The following is a 19,669-nucleotide window of genomic DNA, read 5'->3' as shown; positions in this document are numbered from 1 at the left end:
TACCAACCATCTGCGTGTTTTTCCACCTTAACGGGTCAATTCCTTAATGCCACGCGACAGGCCTTCCAGGGTCATGGGGACCATGGCTTGCGGGCCGAAAATTTCCTGGATCATGGTGATCGACTGGGTATAGGGCCAGTATTTTTCCGGAACAGGATTGATCCACAGGTTACTGTTCCATTGATCCCGTGCGCGTGCCAGCCAGGTTGACCCCGCTTCGGCGTTCCAATGTTCGTTCGCGCCACCGGGATAGGCGACCTCATAGGGCGACATAGAGGCGTCGCCGACAAAAATGCACTTATAGTCCGGGCCAAAGGTCCGTAGAATTTCATGGGTTGAAATCTGTTCATCCCAGCGCCGCCGGTTGTCCTTCCAAACACCTTCGTACAGGCAATTGTGGAAATAGAAATGCTCCAGATGCTTGAATTCGGATGTCGCAGCAGAAAACAGTTCTTCCACCACTTTTACATGTGGATCCATTGAACCGCCAATGTCCAGAAACAACAAGACCTTGACCGCATTGCGCCGCTCGGGCCGTGTTTTCACATCAAGATAGCCGTGTTCGGCGGTCGCACGGATTGTACCGCCAAGGTCCAGTTCTTCTTGCGCGCCATCGCGAGCCCATCGGCGCAGGCGTTTCAAGGCAACCTTAATATTGCGCGTGCCCAGTTCAACAGAGTCGTCCAGGTTCTTGAATTCACGCTTATCCCAGACCTTGACCGCCCGCTGGTGGCGAGATTCCTTTTGCCCGATCCGCACGCCTTCGGGGTTGTAGCCATATGCACCAAACGGCGAGGTGCCGGCGGTGCCGATCCATTTGTTGCCGCCCTGGTGACGTTTCTGTTGTTCTTTCAGGCGCTCTTTTAATGTTTCCATCAGTTTGTCAAAGCCACCCAAGGCTTCGATCTCGGCTTTTTCTTCAGGGGACAGATGCTTTTCCGCCATCTTGGCAAGCCAGTCCTGAGGGATTTCTACCGCTTCAAGAACATCATCCAGGCTAATGTTTTCAAGGCCTTTGAATGCCGTAGCGAAAGCCTGGTCAAACTTGTCAATGTTGCGTTCGTCTTTGACCATTGCAACCCGGGCGAGATAATAAAACGCCTCGACATCATAGGTCGCGATGCCGGCTGCCATCCCGTCCAGAAATGCGAGGAATTCCCGCATGGAAACCGGAACCTTGTGGGCGCGCAGTTGTTCAAAGAACGGCAGGAACATCAGCCCGCCACCAGGAGCCGGTCAATCAATACAGTCAGCACAATTCCGACAACCATGCCTGCCATGGCAAAACCGGCGGCATATTGCGCGATGTCCTTGCGGTTGCCGCCCCGTTTGCGCGCGGTAAGTCCGCCCCAAAAGGCACCAAGCACCCCTAAAACAATGACAATCATCTATAGACCCCAATCATCTGAGGGCCGAACGACCTGTTTGGACAGGTTATCCTTTGAGCGGGTTCAGTGACGCAATCTCGCGCAGCTTTGCCCGCACAGCCCAATCTGGACCAAAGCCGTATCGCGCCCAGCCAATGCTGTCCAGTCTGACGCTGCGCGCTTCGGCATGGCGGTTTTCCAGTTCGAGCGCTTCGGCGCGCAGCAAAAGCAAGGTGGAAAGCAGCGCGGCGTTTTCACTGGCGTGGGCGGTGCGAATATGTGGGGCAATCAGCCGCAGAGCTTCGGCACCGTTACCACGGGAAATGGCATAGGCCGATAGTTGCGTTGCGACATAGGCACGGTGCAATGCAGTGCCGGGGGTACGGGAATAATAACGTTCGGCTTCGATGTAATGGCGGTGCGCGGTCTCGGGATCCGAAGTTTGCATCACGCGGCCCATGGCATAATGGGCAAAAGCACGGCGATGATCGTCCCAGCCCATGGCGGCGGCTATGCGGATTGCTTCCCTGGCTGCGGCGGTGCGCCCCGAAACCGAGATGGCGCGCCCAAGAGCGGTCTGTACCGCGTTGCTCCAAGCTTTCGGGGTGCGGGTGGAATACCGCGCGGCGCGGTTGATACCGGCGGGATTGGTGCGTGCCAGAATCTCGGGCAGGGCGGCGGCAACCTCTCCCCGCGTCATCCCAGACCGCAGTGTGGGATCGTAATAGGTGCGCAGGATCAACATATCAAAACCGGTTAACACCGTATGCACATTGTCGTCATTGAACACGCTGTCGGGGAGCCGGTAGAGATCGTTCAACGGTCCCAGCGCCTGCGCCAGTTCTTCATGCAGGCAATCGCGCACTTCCTGGGGGCTTGAATCATTTGGCAAAAAGATCGCCAGCCGCTCTCGCCGCTTGAGCAAGGTCCAGTTGGTTTGCGGTTTGCGCCTTGCGGTTGCATATTCGGCGAGTGACGACACATTCGGTGCGACGAAACAGGCGGCCTGCGGCAGCACTTTGTGGATTTCGGCGCGGCTGACAGCCTGAATTGTGATGTTGGCCTGGCCGCCATTTGTTTGACGGATGTCGATCTTCGCCTCATTGCGCAGGCGTGAGATAAGGCGGCTGAGATCAGGGCCAAGTGTCGAAGTGGGATTCCCGGTTACCTTTACCGTAATCGGGGTCTCAAACCGCGTCAGCACAGGCAATTGACGACCGGATTCCATCTGAAAGGAGAGTTCCACAAAATCCAGGGCCAAATCATTGTTGGAACGGATCGGCGCAGCAGGGATGCTGCGGGTGAAACTTTTCATTGGTGGCAGGGCGCTTTCACTAACGATAGCCCTTGTAGCGACGTCGTGCTGAGAGGCGGGAACGCAGGCGTTCAACAGCATCACCAATGGCAAAACCGACCGGGCCCTCATTCACAAAGGCCTGAAAAAACAGAGGGTTGAGTATAAATAAAACGCGTCGAGCGCACGCTGTCCACGTGCACGAAACGTGCAAAACTGATCATCATAACTGCCTGCCTGCCCTTTTTGAGCCTTGGATTTCAGGTCTTATCGCCCTCCATCCCGGCCTTTGTAGGGAGCAATTAAGGCAAATATGGGGCAATTATGGCAAAAAGTATCTACGTTAATTCAATCTCAGCGGGAATGTGCCGGAATCACCTGTAAAGTCATAAAAATCAGTAGCTTAGAGCATTGTTTTAATGCCCGAAGCAATCGGTTCGCAACTTGCAATGTTGCATTGCATCCACAGGTTGGACGCAATGCTGCAGAAGGTGTAAAATCGGGTTGAAACAGACGCCTTTAGCGGCCGCCACGTGCCATGAAGGCCAGACGTTCAAACAAATGTACGTCTTGCTCGTTTTTCAACAAGGCACCGTGCAATTTTGGCAGGGCGGAAGTGCCATCCTGTTTGAGGTCCGCCGCGTCCATATCTTCGGCCAGCAACAACTTGAGCCAATCAAGCACTTCAGAGGTCGAAGGCTTTTTCTTGAGGCCCTGTTGCCCTCGAATTTCGTAAAACTGGGTGAGCGCGGTGGTAAGAAGAGTTTCTTTGATGCCGGGGTGATGGACCTCGACGATCTTTTTCAGGGTATCCATCTCGGGAAAGCGGATATAGTGGAAAAAGCAACGCCGTAGGAAGGCGTCGGGAAGTTCCTTTTCGTTGTTTGATGTAATGATCACGATCGGCCGATTCACAGCCTTGATCGTTTTGCCGGTTTCGTAGACAAAGAACTCCATCTTATCAAGCTCTTGGAGGAGGTCGTTTGGAAATTCAATGTCGGCCTTGTCGATCTCGTCAATCAATAGAACGACTTTGTCTTCCGCTTCAAAAGCTTCCCAGAGCTTGCCTTTGCGAATGTAATTGGCAACGTCATGCACCTTTTCCTCGCCCAGTTGGCTGTCGCGCAAGCGGCTGACGGCGTCATATTCATACAGACCTTGTTGGGCACGGGTTGTGGATTTGATATTCCATTCGATCATGCGCAACCCCAGCGCATTCGAAACCTGCTTTGCCAGTTCGGTCTTGCCTGTGCCCGGTTCGCCTTTGACCAGCAAGGGACGTTCAAGGGTCACTGCAGCGTTTACAGCGATAGTCAGGTCGTCGGTAGCAACATAATCAGCAGTGCCTTGGAATTTCATGAGAGTTTTCAACCTTCTGATTATGGACCCGTCTGACGCCTTTAACCAAAAATCAAAGGGATTGTGTAGTGACAATTCTTAACCGCTGGTTTAGACGCGGCGTCATTAGGGCGTACTCGGGGATAGGGGTATCGTATGCAGGGAACAAAAATGGCTGAGGAGCATGATATGAAACAGGAAACTTTCCTGCCGGATGATTATACGCCGGCCGAAGACGAAGCGTTCATGAATGAAAAGCAGACGGAGTATTTCCGTCGCAAGCTGCTGAACTGGCGTGCGGAACTTGTTGAAGACAGCCGCGAGACCATCGAAGCCTTGCAAGATGGCACGCGCAACATACCGGATGTGATTGACCGGTCATCTGAAGAAACCGACCGTGCGCTTGAACTGCGGACACGGGATCGCGCCCGCAAACTGGTGTCCAAGATCGATGCAGCATTGCGCCGTATCGAAGATGGCGAATTCGGTTATTGTTCCGTGACTGGGGATCCGATTTCGCTCAAGCGCCTGGATGCGCGCCCCATCGCGACCATGAGTCTTGAGGCGCAGGAAAAACACGAACGGCGTGAAAAAGTGCATCGCGACGATTGATGAAACTGCGGATAGGATGATTGATCTGGCGCCGGGGCTTAGTCTCCGGCGTTTTGTATTGAGGATGAGCGATGAACATTTCCAATGCGATCGTTGTCGGCGGCGGAATCGGCGGGCTGTCCGTAGCCGCGGCGATGGCGCGGCATGGCATTGCCGTAACCTTGCTGGAGCGTGCCCCAGTATTGGGTGAAGTGGGTGCAGGCTTGCAAGTTAGCCCAAATGGCCTGGCGGTGCTTCGTGCGCTCGGGCTGGAGGCCGGATTGCGCCGCAAAGAGGCGGTGCAGGGCACTGCCGTTGTGTTGCGCGACCACGCGACAGGCGCACAGGTCGCCCGGTTGCCGCTGGATCGCCTGCCTGTGAACCAGAGATATTTTTTCGTTCATCGCGCCGATCTGGTTGATCTCCTGGCGGGAGCGGCACGGCGCGGTAATGTAACGTTTGAAATGGGTGCGCAGGTTGCCAGCATACGGCCCGGTGCTATCCCACAGGTACAAATGACCGATGGCAGCACGAGGCGCGCGGAATTGGTTGTGGCAGCCGATGGCATTCATTCTGTCGGGCGTCCTGTATTGAACGGACCGGACGCAGCGGCGTTTTCGGGGCAGGTGGCCTGGCGGGCCATTGTGGCCAATCGGTTCGACCATCCGCCCGAAGCTCAGGTGCATATGGGTACCGGGCGCCATCTGGTCAGCTATCCGCTGCGAGGGGGCGCATTGGTCAATCTGGTTGCTGTGCAGGAACAGGCCGGTTGGGCAGAGGAAGGATGGTTTCACAAGGATGATCCGGCCCATGTGCAGGCTGCCTTTTCGGAATTTGGCGGTATCGCGGGGGCGATGCTGGCAGATGTTGATATGGTAACCCTTTGGGGGTTGCATTTGCATCCGGTCGCCGCGCAGTGGCAACGACAGGGCGTCGCCCTGTTGGGTGACGCGGCCCACCCGACACTGCCTTTTCTGGCACAGGGGGCCAATATGGCACTTGAAGATGCCTGGGTGCTGGCCGAACAGGCCGCAAAAGGGTATGGCGATTGGTTGGCGGGGTATCAACAACGCCGCCAGGCCCGTGTCATCAAGGTTATTGCCGCAGCCCAGAAGAATGCCGCACGTTACCATTTGCCGCCAGGGGCAAAACGTAGTCTGGCGCATTTCGGCCTGCGCCTGGGCAGCAAACTGGCCCCTCGCAGGATGATCGGTGCCTTTGACTGGCTCTATGGATTTGATGTGACAGCGCAGCAGCCCTGACAGGGCTTAGGGGCAGCGCACTGCCAATGGAACGCGGATTGTTCCGAAAACCCGCGTTCCTGAGAGGGCGCTCAGGGTTTTGCGCGTCGCAACATGCCAAAAAGATCTCGCGGATCATCAGGATCAGCAAGAAGGTCAAGGGCGTGAAATAGACCGGTCTCCTCGATCTGGTCACGAACATAGCGCAGGGCCGAGAAATCCTCGATCGCAAAGCCGACGCTGTCAAACAGCGTGATCTGTTTGTCATTGGTGCGACCCGGTGCAGCACCAGTCAGAACCTGCCAGAATTCAATGACCGGGTGATCCTCGGCCAATTGTTGAATCTCGCCCTCGATCCGGGTCTGTTCGGGGTACTCCACAAAGATGTCAGCGCGGTGCAAGATCGCCTCTGCAAGTTCCGTCTTGCCCGGACAATCACCTCCGATGGCGTTTATGTGGACACCGGCACCTACCATGTTGTCGGTCAGGATCGTGGCATATTGCTTGTCAGCGGTGCAGGTAGTGATGATTTGTGCGCCTTCCATCGCCTCTTCGGCAGAGGTACAAGAGGTCACCCGCAATCCCAGATCCGCGAGGTTGGCCGCGCATTTGGTGGTCGCTGCGGGGTCGATGTCATACAGGCGCACCTCTTCGATCCCGACGATACATTTCATGGCTAGGGATTGGAATTCGGATTGGGTGCCATTGCCGATCATTGCCATGGTTTTTGCCCCCTTCGGGGCAAGGACGCGTGCCACCAATGCCGAAGTTGCAGCCGTGCGCAGCGCCGTCAACAATGTCATTTCGCTCAACAAAACCGGATAGCCGGAAGCGACATCAGCCAGCAATCCGAAAGCAGTCACCGTCTGCAGGCCGTCCGCCGTGTTTGACGGATGGCCATTGACGTATTTGAAGCCGTAAACATCACCATCAGAGGTGGGCATCAGTTCGATCACGCCCTTGTCCGAATGGCTGGCCACCCGGGGTGTTTTATCAAACAATTCCCAACGCTTGAAGTCGGCTTCGATGTAGTCGGCAATACCCTGCAGCATCGGTTCAACACCAATGTGGTGCACCAGTTTCATCATGTGATCTACAGAGACAAAAGGCACAAGCGCCTTGGCGGAAGGTTTCAGATTTGACATGGTACCGGCTCCTTAGAATGTACGTGTCGGACGGTCAAAGACGCGACGCCCGAAAGCAGAGGCGCACAGATCGACCATGAGGACCGCGGTACGACCGCGATCATCCAAGAAAGGGTTCAACTCAACCAGATCAAGCGAAGTCATGAGCCCGGAGTCATGAAGCATCTCCATGACAAGATGGCCTTCGCGTACCGTGGCACCGCCGGGGACGGTTGTGCCGACCGCAGGCGCGACCGCGGGGTCAAGAAAATCGACGTCAAGGGACACGTGCAGCAGACCATTTGCAGCAGCGACCTTGTCAAGAAAGGCAGCAAGCGGTGTGGCGATGCCGCTTTCGTCAATCTGGCGCATATCTACATGAGTCACGGTTGTTTCCTGCATCGCAGCGCGTTCCGCTGGATCGACAGAGCGCAACCCGATGATGGCGAGGTTGTCTTGCGGCAACGGGTGCTCGACCACAGGGAAGCCGTCGAAATCCGGGCGACCCGTCACATAGCCAAGGGGGGTTCCGTGCAGATTGCCGCTGTCTGTGGTTTTTGGGGTGTGAAAATCGGTGTGGGCATCAAGCCAAAGCACGAACTGCGGACGGTTGACGCTTTGGGCATGGCGCAATGTACCAAGTACGGTGCCCAGCGAAAGAGCATGATCGCCGCCCAGAAAAATCGGCAGACCTTCTTTCATCGCGGCTTCGGAAACATCGGCAAGGCTTTCGGTCCAGCCGATGGTTTCTTCCAGTGCAACAAGCTTGGGGTGTTCTTTGGCAACAAACGGGGCCGGGGCGACGTTGCCTTTGTCGACGACCGTATGACCCAGATCGCGAAGGGCTTCTGCAAGGCCGGCGGTGCGATAGGCATCCGGTCCCATCAAGCAGCCTTTGTTGCTTTTGCCACTGTCGAGGGGGGCACCGATGATGATGCAATGTTGCTGGGTCATGAGTTTTCTCCTGAAAGACGTTGCATTGGTAATATTGGTCAATAGTGAGCATTGAAAAGGGGTTGAAAACACCGTATTGAGCGTTGATTGACCAAAGTGGAACAATGAATGGACGATCTGGATAATCAAATCATTGCGGCTCTTCGCGCAGATTCGCGCGCACCTCTGTCGGCTCTTGCCGATGCTTTGGGCACGACACGCACAACCCTCAGAGCCCGGATTGCCCGGCTTCAGGAACGGGGGGAGATTGTAGGCTTTACCGTCCTGACCCGGGCCGATGTGATGCATGATGCGGTGCGCGGCCTGATGATGATCGGGATTGAGGGACGGGGCACCGAACGGGTAATCCGCCAGCTGAACGGATTTGCCGAAGTCCGGGCCGTACATTCAACGAACGGGCGCTGGGATGTGATTATCGAAATCGGAACAGCCACATTGGAAGACTTCGACGCGGTTCTGACACGGATCAGACGCCTTGAAGGGATCGTTGCAAGCGAGACAAACCTGCTGTTGAAAACGCGCAAGGCGGGTTAAGCGCGTTTCGCAGCCCTGATCCACAGCGCTGTGAGGATCAGGGCGAAGACAGCATTCCAGCCTGCCATTGACAGACCAAAGAATTGCCAGACGATTTCATCGCACATGATGACACCGCTGGGCGTATCGAGTGATAACAGCGCCCCGCCGCCCATGCTGCCAAGATCCATGCCACCGCCGCTGCATGAGGTTGGTCCGGGCCACCATAGCCATTCAACTCCTGCGTGGTAAAAACCGATGGCCCCGGTGGTCGCGGTGGCCAACGCCCCAAGCCAGGCCATGAACCGCGGCCCGATGCCAGCCAACAGCATGAGACCGATTAGAAATGCCACCGCATGAGGCCAGCGTTGCCAGAGGCACAATTTGCACGGCGGCAACCCCCCGATGAATTGGAATGCGAAGGCCCCCAGCAACAAGGCGGCCGAGCCCGAGGCGGCGAGCAGGATCATCGTTTTTCGCGTCACAACAGTTTCACCACGAATAGGCCACCCGCCAGCAAGATCACGAATAGTGTGAACATCAGCCCCAGGCGTTTTTCTATGAAATCTCGAATTGGCGGCCCGAACTTCCAAAGCAATGCGGCAACAATAAAGAACCGCAGACCGCGTGCAAGAATGGAAGTCATGATAAAGGTACCCAGTGGCATCGCGGTCCAGCCGGACATTATCGTGATGACCTTGTATGGAAACGGGGTGACGCCCGCGGCCAGCACTGCCCAGAACCCGACACCGTTAAAGCGTGTCGCAAAGGCTTCCATGGCATCGGCCTTTCCCAATGCGGCCAGCATGGGTTGCCCGATGGTGTCATAGGCAAAGGCCCCAATGGCATAGCCCAACAGACCGCCCAAGACGGAAGCGAGCAAGGCCACTCCGGCAATGACAAAGGCGCGGTTGGGCCGGGCGATGATCATCGGAATCATAACGATGTCGGGCGGGATCGGGAAAAACGAGCTTTCGATAAATGCCACAATTGCCAATGCCCAAAGGGCATGTGGATGTTGCGCAAGGCTTAGTGTCCAGTCGTAAAGGCGTTTTAACATGAGGCTGCTCTTTTGTTGCCACTTGCAACATCATACCGGATGCCCGCGGTCAAGACCCTCGACACGCGCGGCAAAACAACTGACGGGAAAACGGCACTGATATTGATCAAAAGGCACTTGCCCAGCCGCGTGATGCAGGCTAAACGCAGCCCGTGCCCAAGTGGCGGAATGGTAGACGCAGGAGATTCAAAATCTCCCGCCGAGAGGCGTGCCGGTTCGAGTCCGGCCTTGGGTACCACTTCAACAGGTGATCTTTGGTCCAAAGTTGAATGTCCGCAGTTGCCCCGGCGGGGCCCCCGATTTCCATGCGCTGAATTCTCCATTTGCTGTTTCAGCCGGTGCGCCGTGAGGTGTTGGGAACGTTTGACAAGCATTGGATGGCCAGGGACAGGGCCGGATTGGCGGCCTGGCCCAGCGCATGGATCGAATGGAAACATTTGGTCCGAAAAGTGGCGCAGCTGGGTCGTAAAGATGTTTCACCGCCTTTTTGATTCGAGATAAATGTGGCAAATGTTCGGTGTCACAGGCACCAGTAACGGTGTTTTCGGGCGATTGGTTCCAACTTAAGAACAGGCGAACCGTAACTATGGCGGGAACATGTCTGTTTAATTTTCGCATTGAAACAGGCGTGATTGTTTCCTTCTGATGAACATTCAGCCCGTTTTCTCCGACCAAGCCACCGGCTGTACAGTGAATAATATACCTATTTATATGGGAAATTCTGAGTTTTGCAGAAATTCTTATGGAAACAATCGCTTAATTTCCACTCTTCATTGTTTACCTGAACACGGCCCGATTCACAGGGGGCGAAGTTCAATCATGACACTTTGTTAACATTTTTCCCTTTGTTGGACCAATCTAGATCGGTATCTATGGTCTTGCCCAACTGGGGGGCAATGTTTGTAGGTCAGGGGGCGGCCACACTATTTCGCATCAATTTGGATGCGGGAGACGTGTGTACGCTGCGCAGTATGCGACCGTATATACGAAGCTGTCTGGACATGGTTGTCCAGCGGTTGACTGTCACAACAGTTCTCCCCGTTTTTTGGTGTTTTGTGTGTGTCGCCCTTGCTTGCGTTTTGCCCGAGGGGGCGAGAGTTTGAATGGAGAGAACAAGATGATCCGTGCGCTGATGCCACAATCAACCGAGGCGGCCTTCGTGGTGACGCACTTGCGGCCCGTTTCGTTCCCTCAGACACATGTCCCTTCCGCACCAACTTCCAGAACGGCCGCGTTGCGCGCCGCGCGCAACAACGTCCAGGAGACCAACCAATGATCCGTACACTTGATTTTAATGCATTCGCAGCCGGTACCGTTATTGACGACGAATATCTGGCTTCTGACGGTGTCACCGTTTCGGCCGTTGCTGGCGGTAATGGTGTTGACCAGGCCATGCTATTTGACAGCAACAATCCGACAGGTGACGACACCGACCTTGCGTCGGATACACTGGACGGATTGCTGATCATCTCCGAAGACGGCGACAGCAGTGACCCAGATGACAACGATGGCGGCGGCAGCATCTTTTTCGACTTTGATGATCTCGTCCGTATCAAGTCACTGACATTCAAGGACATCGAAGAGACCACGGGTGAAGGCACGCGGATGATCTTTTACGATGCGAATGGCGACGTGATCGACAACCAGTTTGTAGAACCGACCGAAGATGGCGGCGAACGCACAGTTGGCATTTTTGTTCAGGGTGTCTCGCGTATGGAAGTCCGCCTCGAAGGATCGGGCGCGATTGACAACCTCGTGTTTGACGATGGCAAGATGGAAGACACAGGCCCTACAGCAGTGGACGACATGGCCGAAACCGATGAGGACACCTCTGTCATCATCGACCTGCGCGGGAATGACACTGATCCGAACAACTCCAATGATGAGTTGACCATCGGTGGTTTTGTCAGCCCCAACGGTACGGTTGAGGATCTAGGTGATGGCACGGTCCGCTTCACGCCTGCAGAGAACTTCAACGGCGAGGCGACCTTTACGTATACGGTGACGGACCCGAACTTCAACTCCGACACCGGCGAAGTCACGATCCAGGTCAACCCTGTCAATGATGCACCTGTTGCCAATGATGATTCCGACACCACCGAAGAAGAAACGCCGGTCGAAATCAATTTGCTTGCCAATGACACCGACGTCGACGGTGATGCATTGACTGTCACGACTGCGACGGTTCCTGCCGCTGAGGGGACGCTTGAGCCGGTCAATGACGGCACCGACGGGCTGTATACCTTCACACCTGCTGCGGGCTTTATCGGTACCGCGACTGTCAGCTATGCCATCACGGACGGCAATGGCGGCACCGCAAGTGCCGTGCATACGATTGACGTTGCAGACGACGGTGTTAACGGCAATCCCGTTGCCAATCCTGATGCGCTGACAACTGACGAGGACACGCCCTCGGCACCTCTGAATGTATTGTCGAACGACAGTGATCCGGATGGTGACACGCTGACATTGACCAGTGCGACAAGCACCGATGGCGAAGTGTCCTTTACCCCGGAAGGCGAAGTTGTCTTTACACCCAACCCGGATTTCAATGGCCCGACCACGATCACCTATACCGTATCCGACGGGAATGGTGGCGAGGCAACCGGCACAGTTGATGTGACAGTTAACCCTGTCAATGATGCACCTGTTGCCAATGACGATGTGGATGTCACCCCCGAGGACGAACCGATCACTGTTGATCTGCTTGCCAATGACACGGATGTGGACGGGGATGAGCTGACGGTGACAGAAGTGTCCGTTCCAGCCGAGCAGGGCACGATCGTCAACAACAACGATGGTACCGCAACCTTCACGCCGGCGCCTGATTTCAATGGTCAGGTGACCATCAGCTATACCATCTCTGATCCCGACGGCCTGACAGATTCTGCCGAGCATACGGTCTATGTGAATGCCGTGAGTGACGGACCTGTCGCTTTGGATGATGTTGCCGAGACCCCAGAGGATACAGCCGTTACAATCGACGTGCTGGCCAATGACACCGATCCAGATGGCGATGAAACCTTGTTCATCTCCAGGGCGTCGGTGCCAGAAGATCAAGGCACGGTCGAAATAGTAGACAACCAGCTGGTGTTCACACCTGCGCCCGATTTCAACGGCCCTGTGACCATCAGTTATACCGCAGAAGACCCGGACGGGAATGAAGCACCTGCCGAGGTTGCGGTAAATGTCACTCCTGTCAACGACGCACCAGTCGCCGAAGACGATAGCGACGTGACCGAGTTGAACACGCCGATCCGTGTTGACCTGCTGGCCAACGACAGTGATGTGGATGGTGATGAGCTGACCGTTACAGAAGCAACTGTTCCGGCCGAACAGGGCACCCTGTCGGGGCCTGTCGATGGAACCATTCTGTTCACACCGGCTGCTGGTTTCACCGGCGAGGCGACGATCAGTTACACCATTGCAGATGCAGAGGGTCTGACGGATTCAGCCGTGCATACCATTGTGGTCAACCAGGAAGGTGGCGCACCAACCGCCAACCCCGACACCGCAGAAACCCCCGAGGATACACCAGTCACCATCGACGTACTCGAGAATGACACCGATCCTCAGGGCCAGCCGTTGACCATCACCGAGGCGTCGGTCCCCGAAGAACAGGGTACGGTCGAGATCGTGGATAACGAATTGCTGTTCACACCTGCACCGGACTTTAGCGGTCCCTGCATGATCTCCTACACGGTCCAGGACCCTGACGGCAACGCAGGTGAAGGGACGGTCTCTGTCAACGTCACACCGGTCAACGATGCGCCGGATGCGGTAAATGACGAAGACACCACAGCCTTCAATACGCCGGTGACCGTTGATCTGCTGGCGAATGATACGGATCCTGAAGGTGACCCGCTGACGGTAACTTCCGCAACAGTACCCGCAGAGCAGGGCACCGTTTCCGCACCGGTTGATGGCACAGTTGTATTTACACCAGCCCCCGGTTTCGAGGGTGAGGCCGTTATCAGCTACAGCATCAGTGACGGTGAAGGTGGAACAGACAGTGCCGTGCATGTGATCACGGTGGGCGATAATTCGGCACCTGTTGCGGTGGACGACGAAGCCACCACGCCGGAAGATACGCCTGTCACCATCGATCTGATCGGCAATGACGAGGACGAAAATGGCGATCCGCTGACACTGGTTGAGGCGACGGTACCGGAAGAACAAGGCACGTTGGTCGACAATGGCGACGGTACCGTGACCTTTACACCGGCACCCGACTTTAACGGTCCGGCAACGATCAGCTACACTGTAACCGACCCCTATGGTGCCACCGACGGTGGCGAAGCCACTGTCGACGTGTTGCCGGTCAATGACGCCCCCGTGGCCGAAGATGACACTGATGTCACCGATTTCAACACAGCGGTGACGGTTGATCTGCTCGCGAATGACTTCGATGTGGATGGCGACGACCTGCTTGTAACCTCGGTCACTGTACCTGCCGAACAGGGCACGGTTGTTGACAACGGCGACGGCACCGCGACCTTCACGCCAGCAGATGGCTTTACTGGCGAGGCAACCCTCAGCTATTCCATCCGTGATGTGGAAGGTCTGACTGACTCGGCCGAGCACGTCATCATTGTCAATTCCGAAGGTGACATGGCACCGACGGCCAACCCTGACACGGCTGAAACACCCGAGGACACGCCGGTCACCATCGACGTTCTGGACAACGACACCGATCCGCAGGACGATCCGCTGACCATCCGCGAGGCATCTGTTCCAGAAGAGCAGGGCACCGTTGAAATCGTGGACAACGAACTGGTGTTTACGCCTGCCGAAGACTTCAACGGGCCGGTCGACATTACCTATATCGTCGAAGATCCCGACGGCAACGCCGACGAAGGAACGGTCAGAGTTGACGTAACGCCCGTGAACGACGCCCCGATTGCGGTGGATGATGTTGCGACCACGGAAGAAGACACACCAGTTGTGCTTGACCTGGTCGACAACGACAGTGATCCGGATGGCGATCCGCTGACGGTGACCGCAGTTTCCGTGCCAGAAGAACAGGGCACCGTGGTCAACAATGGCGACGGCACCGCGACCTTCACACCGGCACAGGACTTTGTCGGTGAGGCGACAGTGACCTACACCATTCAGGACCCTGACGGTGCAGAAGACACGGCGGTACACGTTGTTGACGTAACCCCGATCAATGACGCACCTGTTGCGATGGATGATGCGGATGTGACCGATGAGGACACGCCGATCACTGTTGATCTGCTGGCCAATGATACTGATGTGGACGGCGACGATCTGCGCGTTACTGAAGCAACCGTACCCGAAGAACAGGGTACGCTGGTCGACAATGGCGATGGTACGGTCACCTTCACACCGGCTCCGAACTTCAACGGGACTGCGACGATCAGCTACACCATCTCTGATGGCAATGGTGGCGAAGATTCCGCCGTGCATGTGATCGAAGTCGATCCCGAAATCGAACCGCCGGTTGCCAATGACGACGAAGCGACTACAGCCGAGGACACGCCTGTTGTCATCGATCTGCGTGGCAATGATAGCGATCCGGACAACACATTGGATGAACTGACCATCAGTGATCTTACCGTGGACCCAGAGCAAGGGACGGTGGTCGATAATGGTGATGGGACGGTAACCTTTACGCCGGCACCGGATTTCAATGGTGAGGCAACGATCACCTACACATTGACAGACCCCGACGGGGCCTCTGATGATGCGGTGGCGACAGTCACTGTGACACCGGTGAATGATGCGCCTGTTGCTGTCGACGATGTTGAGGGCACGCCCTATAACACACCGGCAGAGAACATTCCGGTTCTGGCCAACGACACCGATGTGGACGAAGACCCGCTCCGTGTGGTCGAAGCGACAAGCCCGAATGGCGACGTTGTGATAAACCCCGATGGCACGCTGACCTTCACGCCGACCGATGGTTTCACCGGCCCAGCCGAGATCACCTATACGATCTCTGACCGGCCTGCAGGCGATCCCGAAGGTCTGACCGATGAAGGTACGTTGATCGTAAATGTGGCAGAGCCAGGTGAGCGTGACGGAATCGTTGACGGCACCGATGGCGATGACCTGATCGATACAGATTATGCTGGCGATCCCGACGGTGACTTTGTCGATAACGAAGATGCAATCATTCCGGGACAAGCTCCCAATGATGACATCATCCGCGCCGGCGACGGCAATGATACGGTCGAAGCAGGCCTTGGCGATGACAGCGTCACCGGAGGCGCAGGGGATGACAGCATCCTCGGCGAAGACGGCAGCGACACGGTTGACGGCGGCGACGGCGATGACGTTATCGACACCGGCAACGGAGATCTGGCACCGGATCAGGGTTATCCCGATGCGCCGACAGATAGTCTTGGTTTTGAGGGCGACGCAGATCCTGAAAACGACCGCGACTCTGTAAATGGTGGTGACGGCAACGATACCATCAGAACCGGCGACGACCGTGACACCATCTCGGGCGGCAATGGTAACGATGTGATCGACGGTGGCATCGATGACGACATTATTGACGGTGACGACGGTGATGACCGCATCGTCGGTGGCGAAGGCAACGACACGATCAACGGCGGCGACGGCAACGATACGATCTATGCCGGCAATGATCCCGATGGCGTCGGCGATTTGCTCGACATCGAAGACGAATTGACACCGGGTTCACCCTTTTCACCTGATCGCAACCCCGACAACGGGCGTGATGTGGTCAATGGTGGTGCGGGCGACGATCTGATCTTTGGTGCGGATGACCGCGACAGCCTTGTCGGCGGCTCTGGTAATGACACCATCGACGGTGAAATCGATGACGACACCATTCAGGGTGGCTCTGGCGATGATTCACTGCTGGGTGGTCAAGGCAATGACACCATCGACGGCGGCACTGGCGACGACTTCCTTGATGGTGGTGTTGGCGACGACACCCTGCGCGGAAACCGCAACGACGATACCATTTTTGGTGGCGACGGTGACGACGTGCTCGACGGTGGCGGCGAGGATGACCTTCTCGACGGCGGCGACGGCGATGACAACCTCCAAGGTGGTCAGGGCGACGACACCCTGCGCGGTGGCGACGGCGATGACACCATGACAGGTGGTGCAGGCCAAGATGTCTTTGAAGACGTTGGTCCTGGTGACGATATCGACGGCGGTTCTGGCCCTGTTGACTTTGACACGCTCGACCTGCGCGGTTCTGCCCCAGAGGGTGGTCGTCTTGAGGTGACATATACTTCGCCAGACCGGGAAGACGGTTTCGTCAACTACTTTGACGAAGACGGGAATGATGCAGGCCAGCTGGTGTTCGAGGAAATCGAGAACGTCATTCCCTGTTTCACCCCCGGAACCAAGATCGCAACCCCGAAAGGCGAGCGTCTGGTCGAAACGCTGAAGGTGGGCGACCGTGTGATCACCCGTGACAACGGCATTCAGGAAATCCGCTGGGTTGGTGCCCGCGATATGTCCGGTGCCGAACTGGAAAAGGCATCGCATCTCAAGCCGGTGCTGATCCGTCAGGGGGCCTTGGGCAACGATCTGCCCGAGCGTGACATGATGGTTTCACCCAATCACCGTGTTCTGGTGGCCAACGACAAGACGGCGCTCTACTTTGAAGAGCGTGAAGTTCTGGTCGCGGCAAAGCACCTGACAGGTCTGGAAGGCGTGGACATCGTGGATGTGTCACATACGACCTACATCCACGTCATGTTCGACCAGCATGAGGTGATCCTGTCTGATGGGTCTTGGACAGAAAGCTTCCAGCCTGGTGACATGTCACTGGCAGGTATCGGCAACGCCCAGCGTCAGGAAATTCTGGAACTCTTCCCGGAACTGGCAACGCAGGAAGGTATCGACAACTACGCCTCTGCCCGCCGGTCTCTGAAGAAGCATGAGGCGAAACTAATCACCAAATAAGCGACAGGGGCTGTCGCTCAAGTAACATGGCGCGCGGATCATTCCGCGCGTCTGAAATATGCAGCCGTTTTGTCAGGGAGGTATCACCCCGGGCAGACAACCAAGGCGGGGCAGGAAACTGCCCCGCCTTTTTGTGCGTCTCTTAGGATTTGGTTCTGTAGTGCTGCCAGATCGCCATCACGGGATTTGCGCCTTCGGATTATTTGTTGCCAGACGAGAAACAATCGAGCCGAGACATGCTCATTTGTTCATGAGTCCTGCAAGATGCGGATTTTCCGGCGACTTTCCCCCTGTCGTCCGACTGGCATATGCCTAGAATGTGTTTACGCGCATAGCTCTACTGGGAAGAGTCTATGATCAACGCAAGATCAAAGGGGGGCTGCTGCCATGGCCATTATCAACGGAACGTCGAATGACGATACGCTGCAAGGCACGTTTGAAGACGACCAGATTTCGGCCGGTGCCGGTAATGACCTTGTCTCAGGCGAGGGGGCCGATGATGTCATTGATGGTGGCAGCGGCAATGACACCTTGTTTGGTGATGCCGGTGTAGGCACAGCGCCGGGCAACAATGCCTCTCCGGTCACGCTGAACTACGCAAGCCGGACGTCGGATACCGGAAATGATGCCAATGTCGGCGACAGTGCAATCTACCGCGATGTTGCTACCCTGGAAGACGGTAGTTCTATCTGGGGCAGGCTGGTTCTGATCGAAACCTCGAATGACGACATGCCCATCGACCTTACAGGTGGGGACGGTTTTGAAATCCTGCTCAATGGCGGGCGTGGTGCCAGCAGGGGATATGTCGGCGAAACCGCACGTTTCCGGCTTGAGTTCTTTGATCCGGTGACCGGCGATCCGGTGGCGCTGAATTCCATCGCGACCTTTAATGATCTGGATCGAAATCGACCGGGTGACCAGGAATCTGTCACTGTCGATGCTGACAGCTTTACTGCTTTTGCGACTTCCGACGATACATCCCTGAGCGTCATGCAAGGGGGGGGCGTCGTAAATGCGGCTGGTACAGAAGCCAATGATCCCAGCGACCAGGATGCCTGGTTTTCGGCACAGTTCGAAAACCGCGAATTCATTGAATTCGAACTTGAAACACGGTCCACCCAATCTGGGTTTACTCTGTCGGGCGATTTGATTGATGACGCTGTTGTCACGCCGATTGAAGCCGGAAACGATACGATCGTCGGTGGTTCCGGCCAGGATCTGATGTTTGGTCAGGGGGGCGATGACGTGCTGATTGGCGCCAGTGGCGATGATACGCTCGACGGCGGCGAAGGCGACGACACGCTTCTTGGTGGTACAGATCAGGATCTGATCACCGGAGGGGCAGGGAGCGACAGCATCAACGGTGGCGACGGAGATGATCGCATCTTTGCCGGGGACGGTGAGGATACGATTGTTTCAGGCGAGGGATCAGATCATGCCGAAGGCGGGCTGAACAGCGACTTGTTCCTCTTTGATGGACAGGGCAGCCACGAGATTCTAGGCGGCGAGGATCCCGACGACAGTGATATTGACCGAATTGATCTGACTGGCATCGACCGATCGACCTACAGACTTATCCGTGGTGAGCCTGAAGCGGGACGGATCGAATTTCTGGACGATGGTGGCAACGTCATCGGACTTACCAATTATGCTGAAATCGAAGAAGTGATCATTTGTTTTACGCCCGGCACAATGATCGCCACCAAGCGTGGTGAAAAGCCGGTGCAGCAGCTCAAAGTCGGTGACAAGGTTTTTACACGGGACAACGGCCCGCAAGAACTGCGCTGGATCGGTCGGCGCAACCTAAATCGTCAGGAATTGACGCATATGCCGCAGTATTTTCCGGTGTTGATCCGTGCAGGTGCCCTAGGGAACGGGGCACCCCAGCGTGATATGATGGTCAGCCCCAACCACCGGATCTTGATCACTTCGGAATTGGCCGAAATGATGTTCGGCGAAAATGAAGTACTGGTGGCAGCCAAACATCTGATCAGCCTTGAGGGCGTTGAAACCGCGCCGGTCAGTAAGGTCAGCTATATCCATATGATGTTTGACGCACATGAGGTGGTTCTGGCCGATGGCACATGGGCGGAAAGCTTCCTGCCCGGACAGCAGGCGATGGCGGGAATCAAGGCGGATCAAAAAAAGGAAATATTGGACCTGTTTCCAGAACTGGTCGACATGAGAGGCCTGCGCAATTTCGAAGCGGCACGTCGTTTGCTCAAGGCACATGAAGCGCATTTGCTGATGTTGGAAACGAACGGCTAAGGCAA

The 19,669-nt window shown here is 56.1% G+C and carries 13 protein-coding genes and 1 tRNA gene; 6 read left to right on the top strand and 8 right to left on the bottom strand.

Annotation, left to right across the window (positions count from 1 at the left end; translation table 11 throughout):
* Nucleotides 1-27 precede the first annotated feature (27 nt).
* The 4 genes from OS190_RS10310 to OS190_RS10295 all read right to left on the bottom strand — a co-directional run bounded on the left by OS190_RS10310 (nt 28) and on the right by OS190_RS10295 (nt 4,020).
* Nucleotides 28-1,215 carry a vWA domain-containing protein gene (locus OS190_RS10310; protein ID WP_267158600.1) on the bottom strand — a complete coding sequence of 396 codons (1,188 nt, stop codon included), beginning with the start codon at nt 1,213-1,215 and terminating at the stop codon, nt 28-30.
* Nucleotides 1,215-1,388 carry an apolipoprotein acyltransferase gene (locus tag OS190_RS10305; protein ID WP_267158599.1) on the bottom strand — a complete coding sequence of 58 codons (174 nt, stop codon included), beginning with the start codon at nt 1,386-1,388 and terminating at the stop codon, nt 1,215-1,217. Before OS190_RS10305 ends, OS190_RS10310 begins: the two co-directional genes overlap by 1 nt.
* A 46-nt stretch (nt 1,389-1,434) precedes the next feature.
* Nucleotides 1,435-2,793 carry a DUF2927 domain-containing protein gene (locus tag OS190_RS10300; protein ID WP_267158598.1) on the bottom strand — a complete coding sequence of 453 codons (1,359 nt, stop codon included), beginning with the start codon at nt 2,791-2,793 and terminating at the stop codon, nt 1,435-1,437.
* Between the two features lie 387 nt (nt 2,794-3,180).
* The gene (locus OS190_RS10295; RefSeq protein ID WP_267158597.1) at nt 3,181-4,020 is read right to left on the bottom strand and encodes an AAA family ATPase; all 840 of its coding nucleotides are present in this window, start codon (nt 4,018-4,020) and stop codon (nt 3,181-3,183) included.
* A 168-nt stretch (nt 4,021-4,188) separates the two neighbouring features.
* Between OS190_RS10295 and dksA the strand changes: the two genes are divergently transcribed.
* Nucleotides 4,189-4,611: an RNA polymerase-binding protein DksA gene (gene dksA, locus OS190_RS10290; RefSeq protein WP_267158596.1), complete on the top strand. Its 423-nt coding sequence runs from the start codon at nt 4,189-4,191 to the stop codon at nt 4,609-4,611.
* A 71-nt stretch (nt 4,612-4,682) separates the two neighbouring features.
* The gene (locus tag OS190_RS10285) at nt 4,683-5,852 is read left to right on the top strand and encodes an FAD-dependent monooxygenase (protein WP_267158595.1); all 1,170 of its coding nucleotides are present in this window, start codon (nt 4,683-4,685) and stop codon (nt 5,850-5,852) included.
* 71 nt (nt 5,853-5,923) lie between these two features.
* Here OS190_RS10285 and ocd read toward each other — a convergent pair whose 3' ends face one another.
* Complete coding sequence (ocd, locus tag OS190_RS10280; protein ID WP_267158594.1) at nt 5,924-6,976, bottom strand: ornithine cyclodeaminase; 1,053 nt, start codon at nt 6,974-6,976, stop codon at nt 5,924-5,926.
* A 12-nt stretch (nt 6,977-6,988) separates the two neighbouring features.
* The gene (rocF, locus tag OS190_RS10275) at nt 6,989-7,909 is read right to left on the bottom strand and encodes an arginase (protein ID WP_267158593.1); all 921 of its coding nucleotides are present in this window, start codon (nt 7,907-7,909) and stop codon (nt 6,989-6,991) included.
* A gap of 108 nt (nt 7,910-8,017) precedes the next feature.
* On the opposite strand from rocF, the gene OS190_RS10270 reads away from it, so the two are divergent.
* Nucleotides 8,018-8,443: an Lrp/AsnC family transcriptional regulator gene (locus tag OS190_RS10270; RefSeq protein ID WP_267158592.1), complete on the top strand. Its 426-nt coding sequence runs from the start codon at nt 8,018-8,020 to the stop codon at nt 8,441-8,443.
* On the opposite strand, the gene OS190_RS10265 is transcribed toward OS190_RS10270, so the two are convergent.
* Entirely contained in the window at nt 8,440-8,907 is a 468-nt protein-coding gene (locus OS190_RS10265) for a disulfide bond formation protein B (protein WP_267158591.1), read from the bottom strand. The genes OS190_RS10270 and OS190_RS10265 overlap by 4 nt on opposite strands.
* On the bottom strand, nt 8,904-9,482 hold the full coding sequence (locus OS190_RS10260) for a YqaA family protein (protein ID WP_267158590.1): 579 nt from the start codon (nt 9,480-9,482) through the stop codon (nt 8,904-8,906). Before OS190_RS10260 ends, OS190_RS10265 begins: the two co-directional genes overlap by 4 nt.
* A 154-nt stretch (nt 9,483-9,636) precedes the next feature.
* Here OS190_RS10260 and OS190_RS10255 point away from each other — a divergent pair.
* The 3 genes from OS190_RS10255 to OS190_RS10245 all read left to right on the top strand — a co-directional run bounded on the left by OS190_RS10255 (nt 9,637) and on the right by OS190_RS10245 (nt 19,664).
* A tRNA-Leu gene (locus tag OS190_RS10255) sits at nt 9,637-9,720 on the top strand.
* Between the two features lie 1,034 nt (nt 9,721-10,754).
* Nucleotides 10,755-17,396 carry a cadherin-like domain-containing protein gene (locus OS190_RS10250; RefSeq protein ID WP_267158589.1) on the top strand — a complete coding sequence of 2,214 codons (6,642 nt, stop codon included), beginning with the start codon at nt 10,755-10,757 and terminating at the stop codon, nt 17,394-17,396.
* A 387-nt stretch (nt 17,397-17,783) separates the two neighbouring features.
* Complete coding sequence (locus OS190_RS10245) at nt 17,784-19,664, top strand: Hint domain-containing protein (RefSeq protein WP_267158588.1); 1,881 nt, start codon at nt 17,784-17,786, stop codon at nt 19,662-19,664.
* Nucleotides 19,665-19,669: the final 5 nt, after the last annotated feature.

Source organism: Sulfitobacter sp. F26204 (assembly GCF_026410305.1).
Taxonomy (GTDB): domain Bacteria; phylum Pseudomonadota; class Alphaproteobacteria; order Rhodobacterales; family Rhodobacteraceae; genus Sulfitobacter.
Note: the sequence above shows the minus strand (reverse complement) of the source record. Positions and strands in the feature narration are given on the sequence as shown.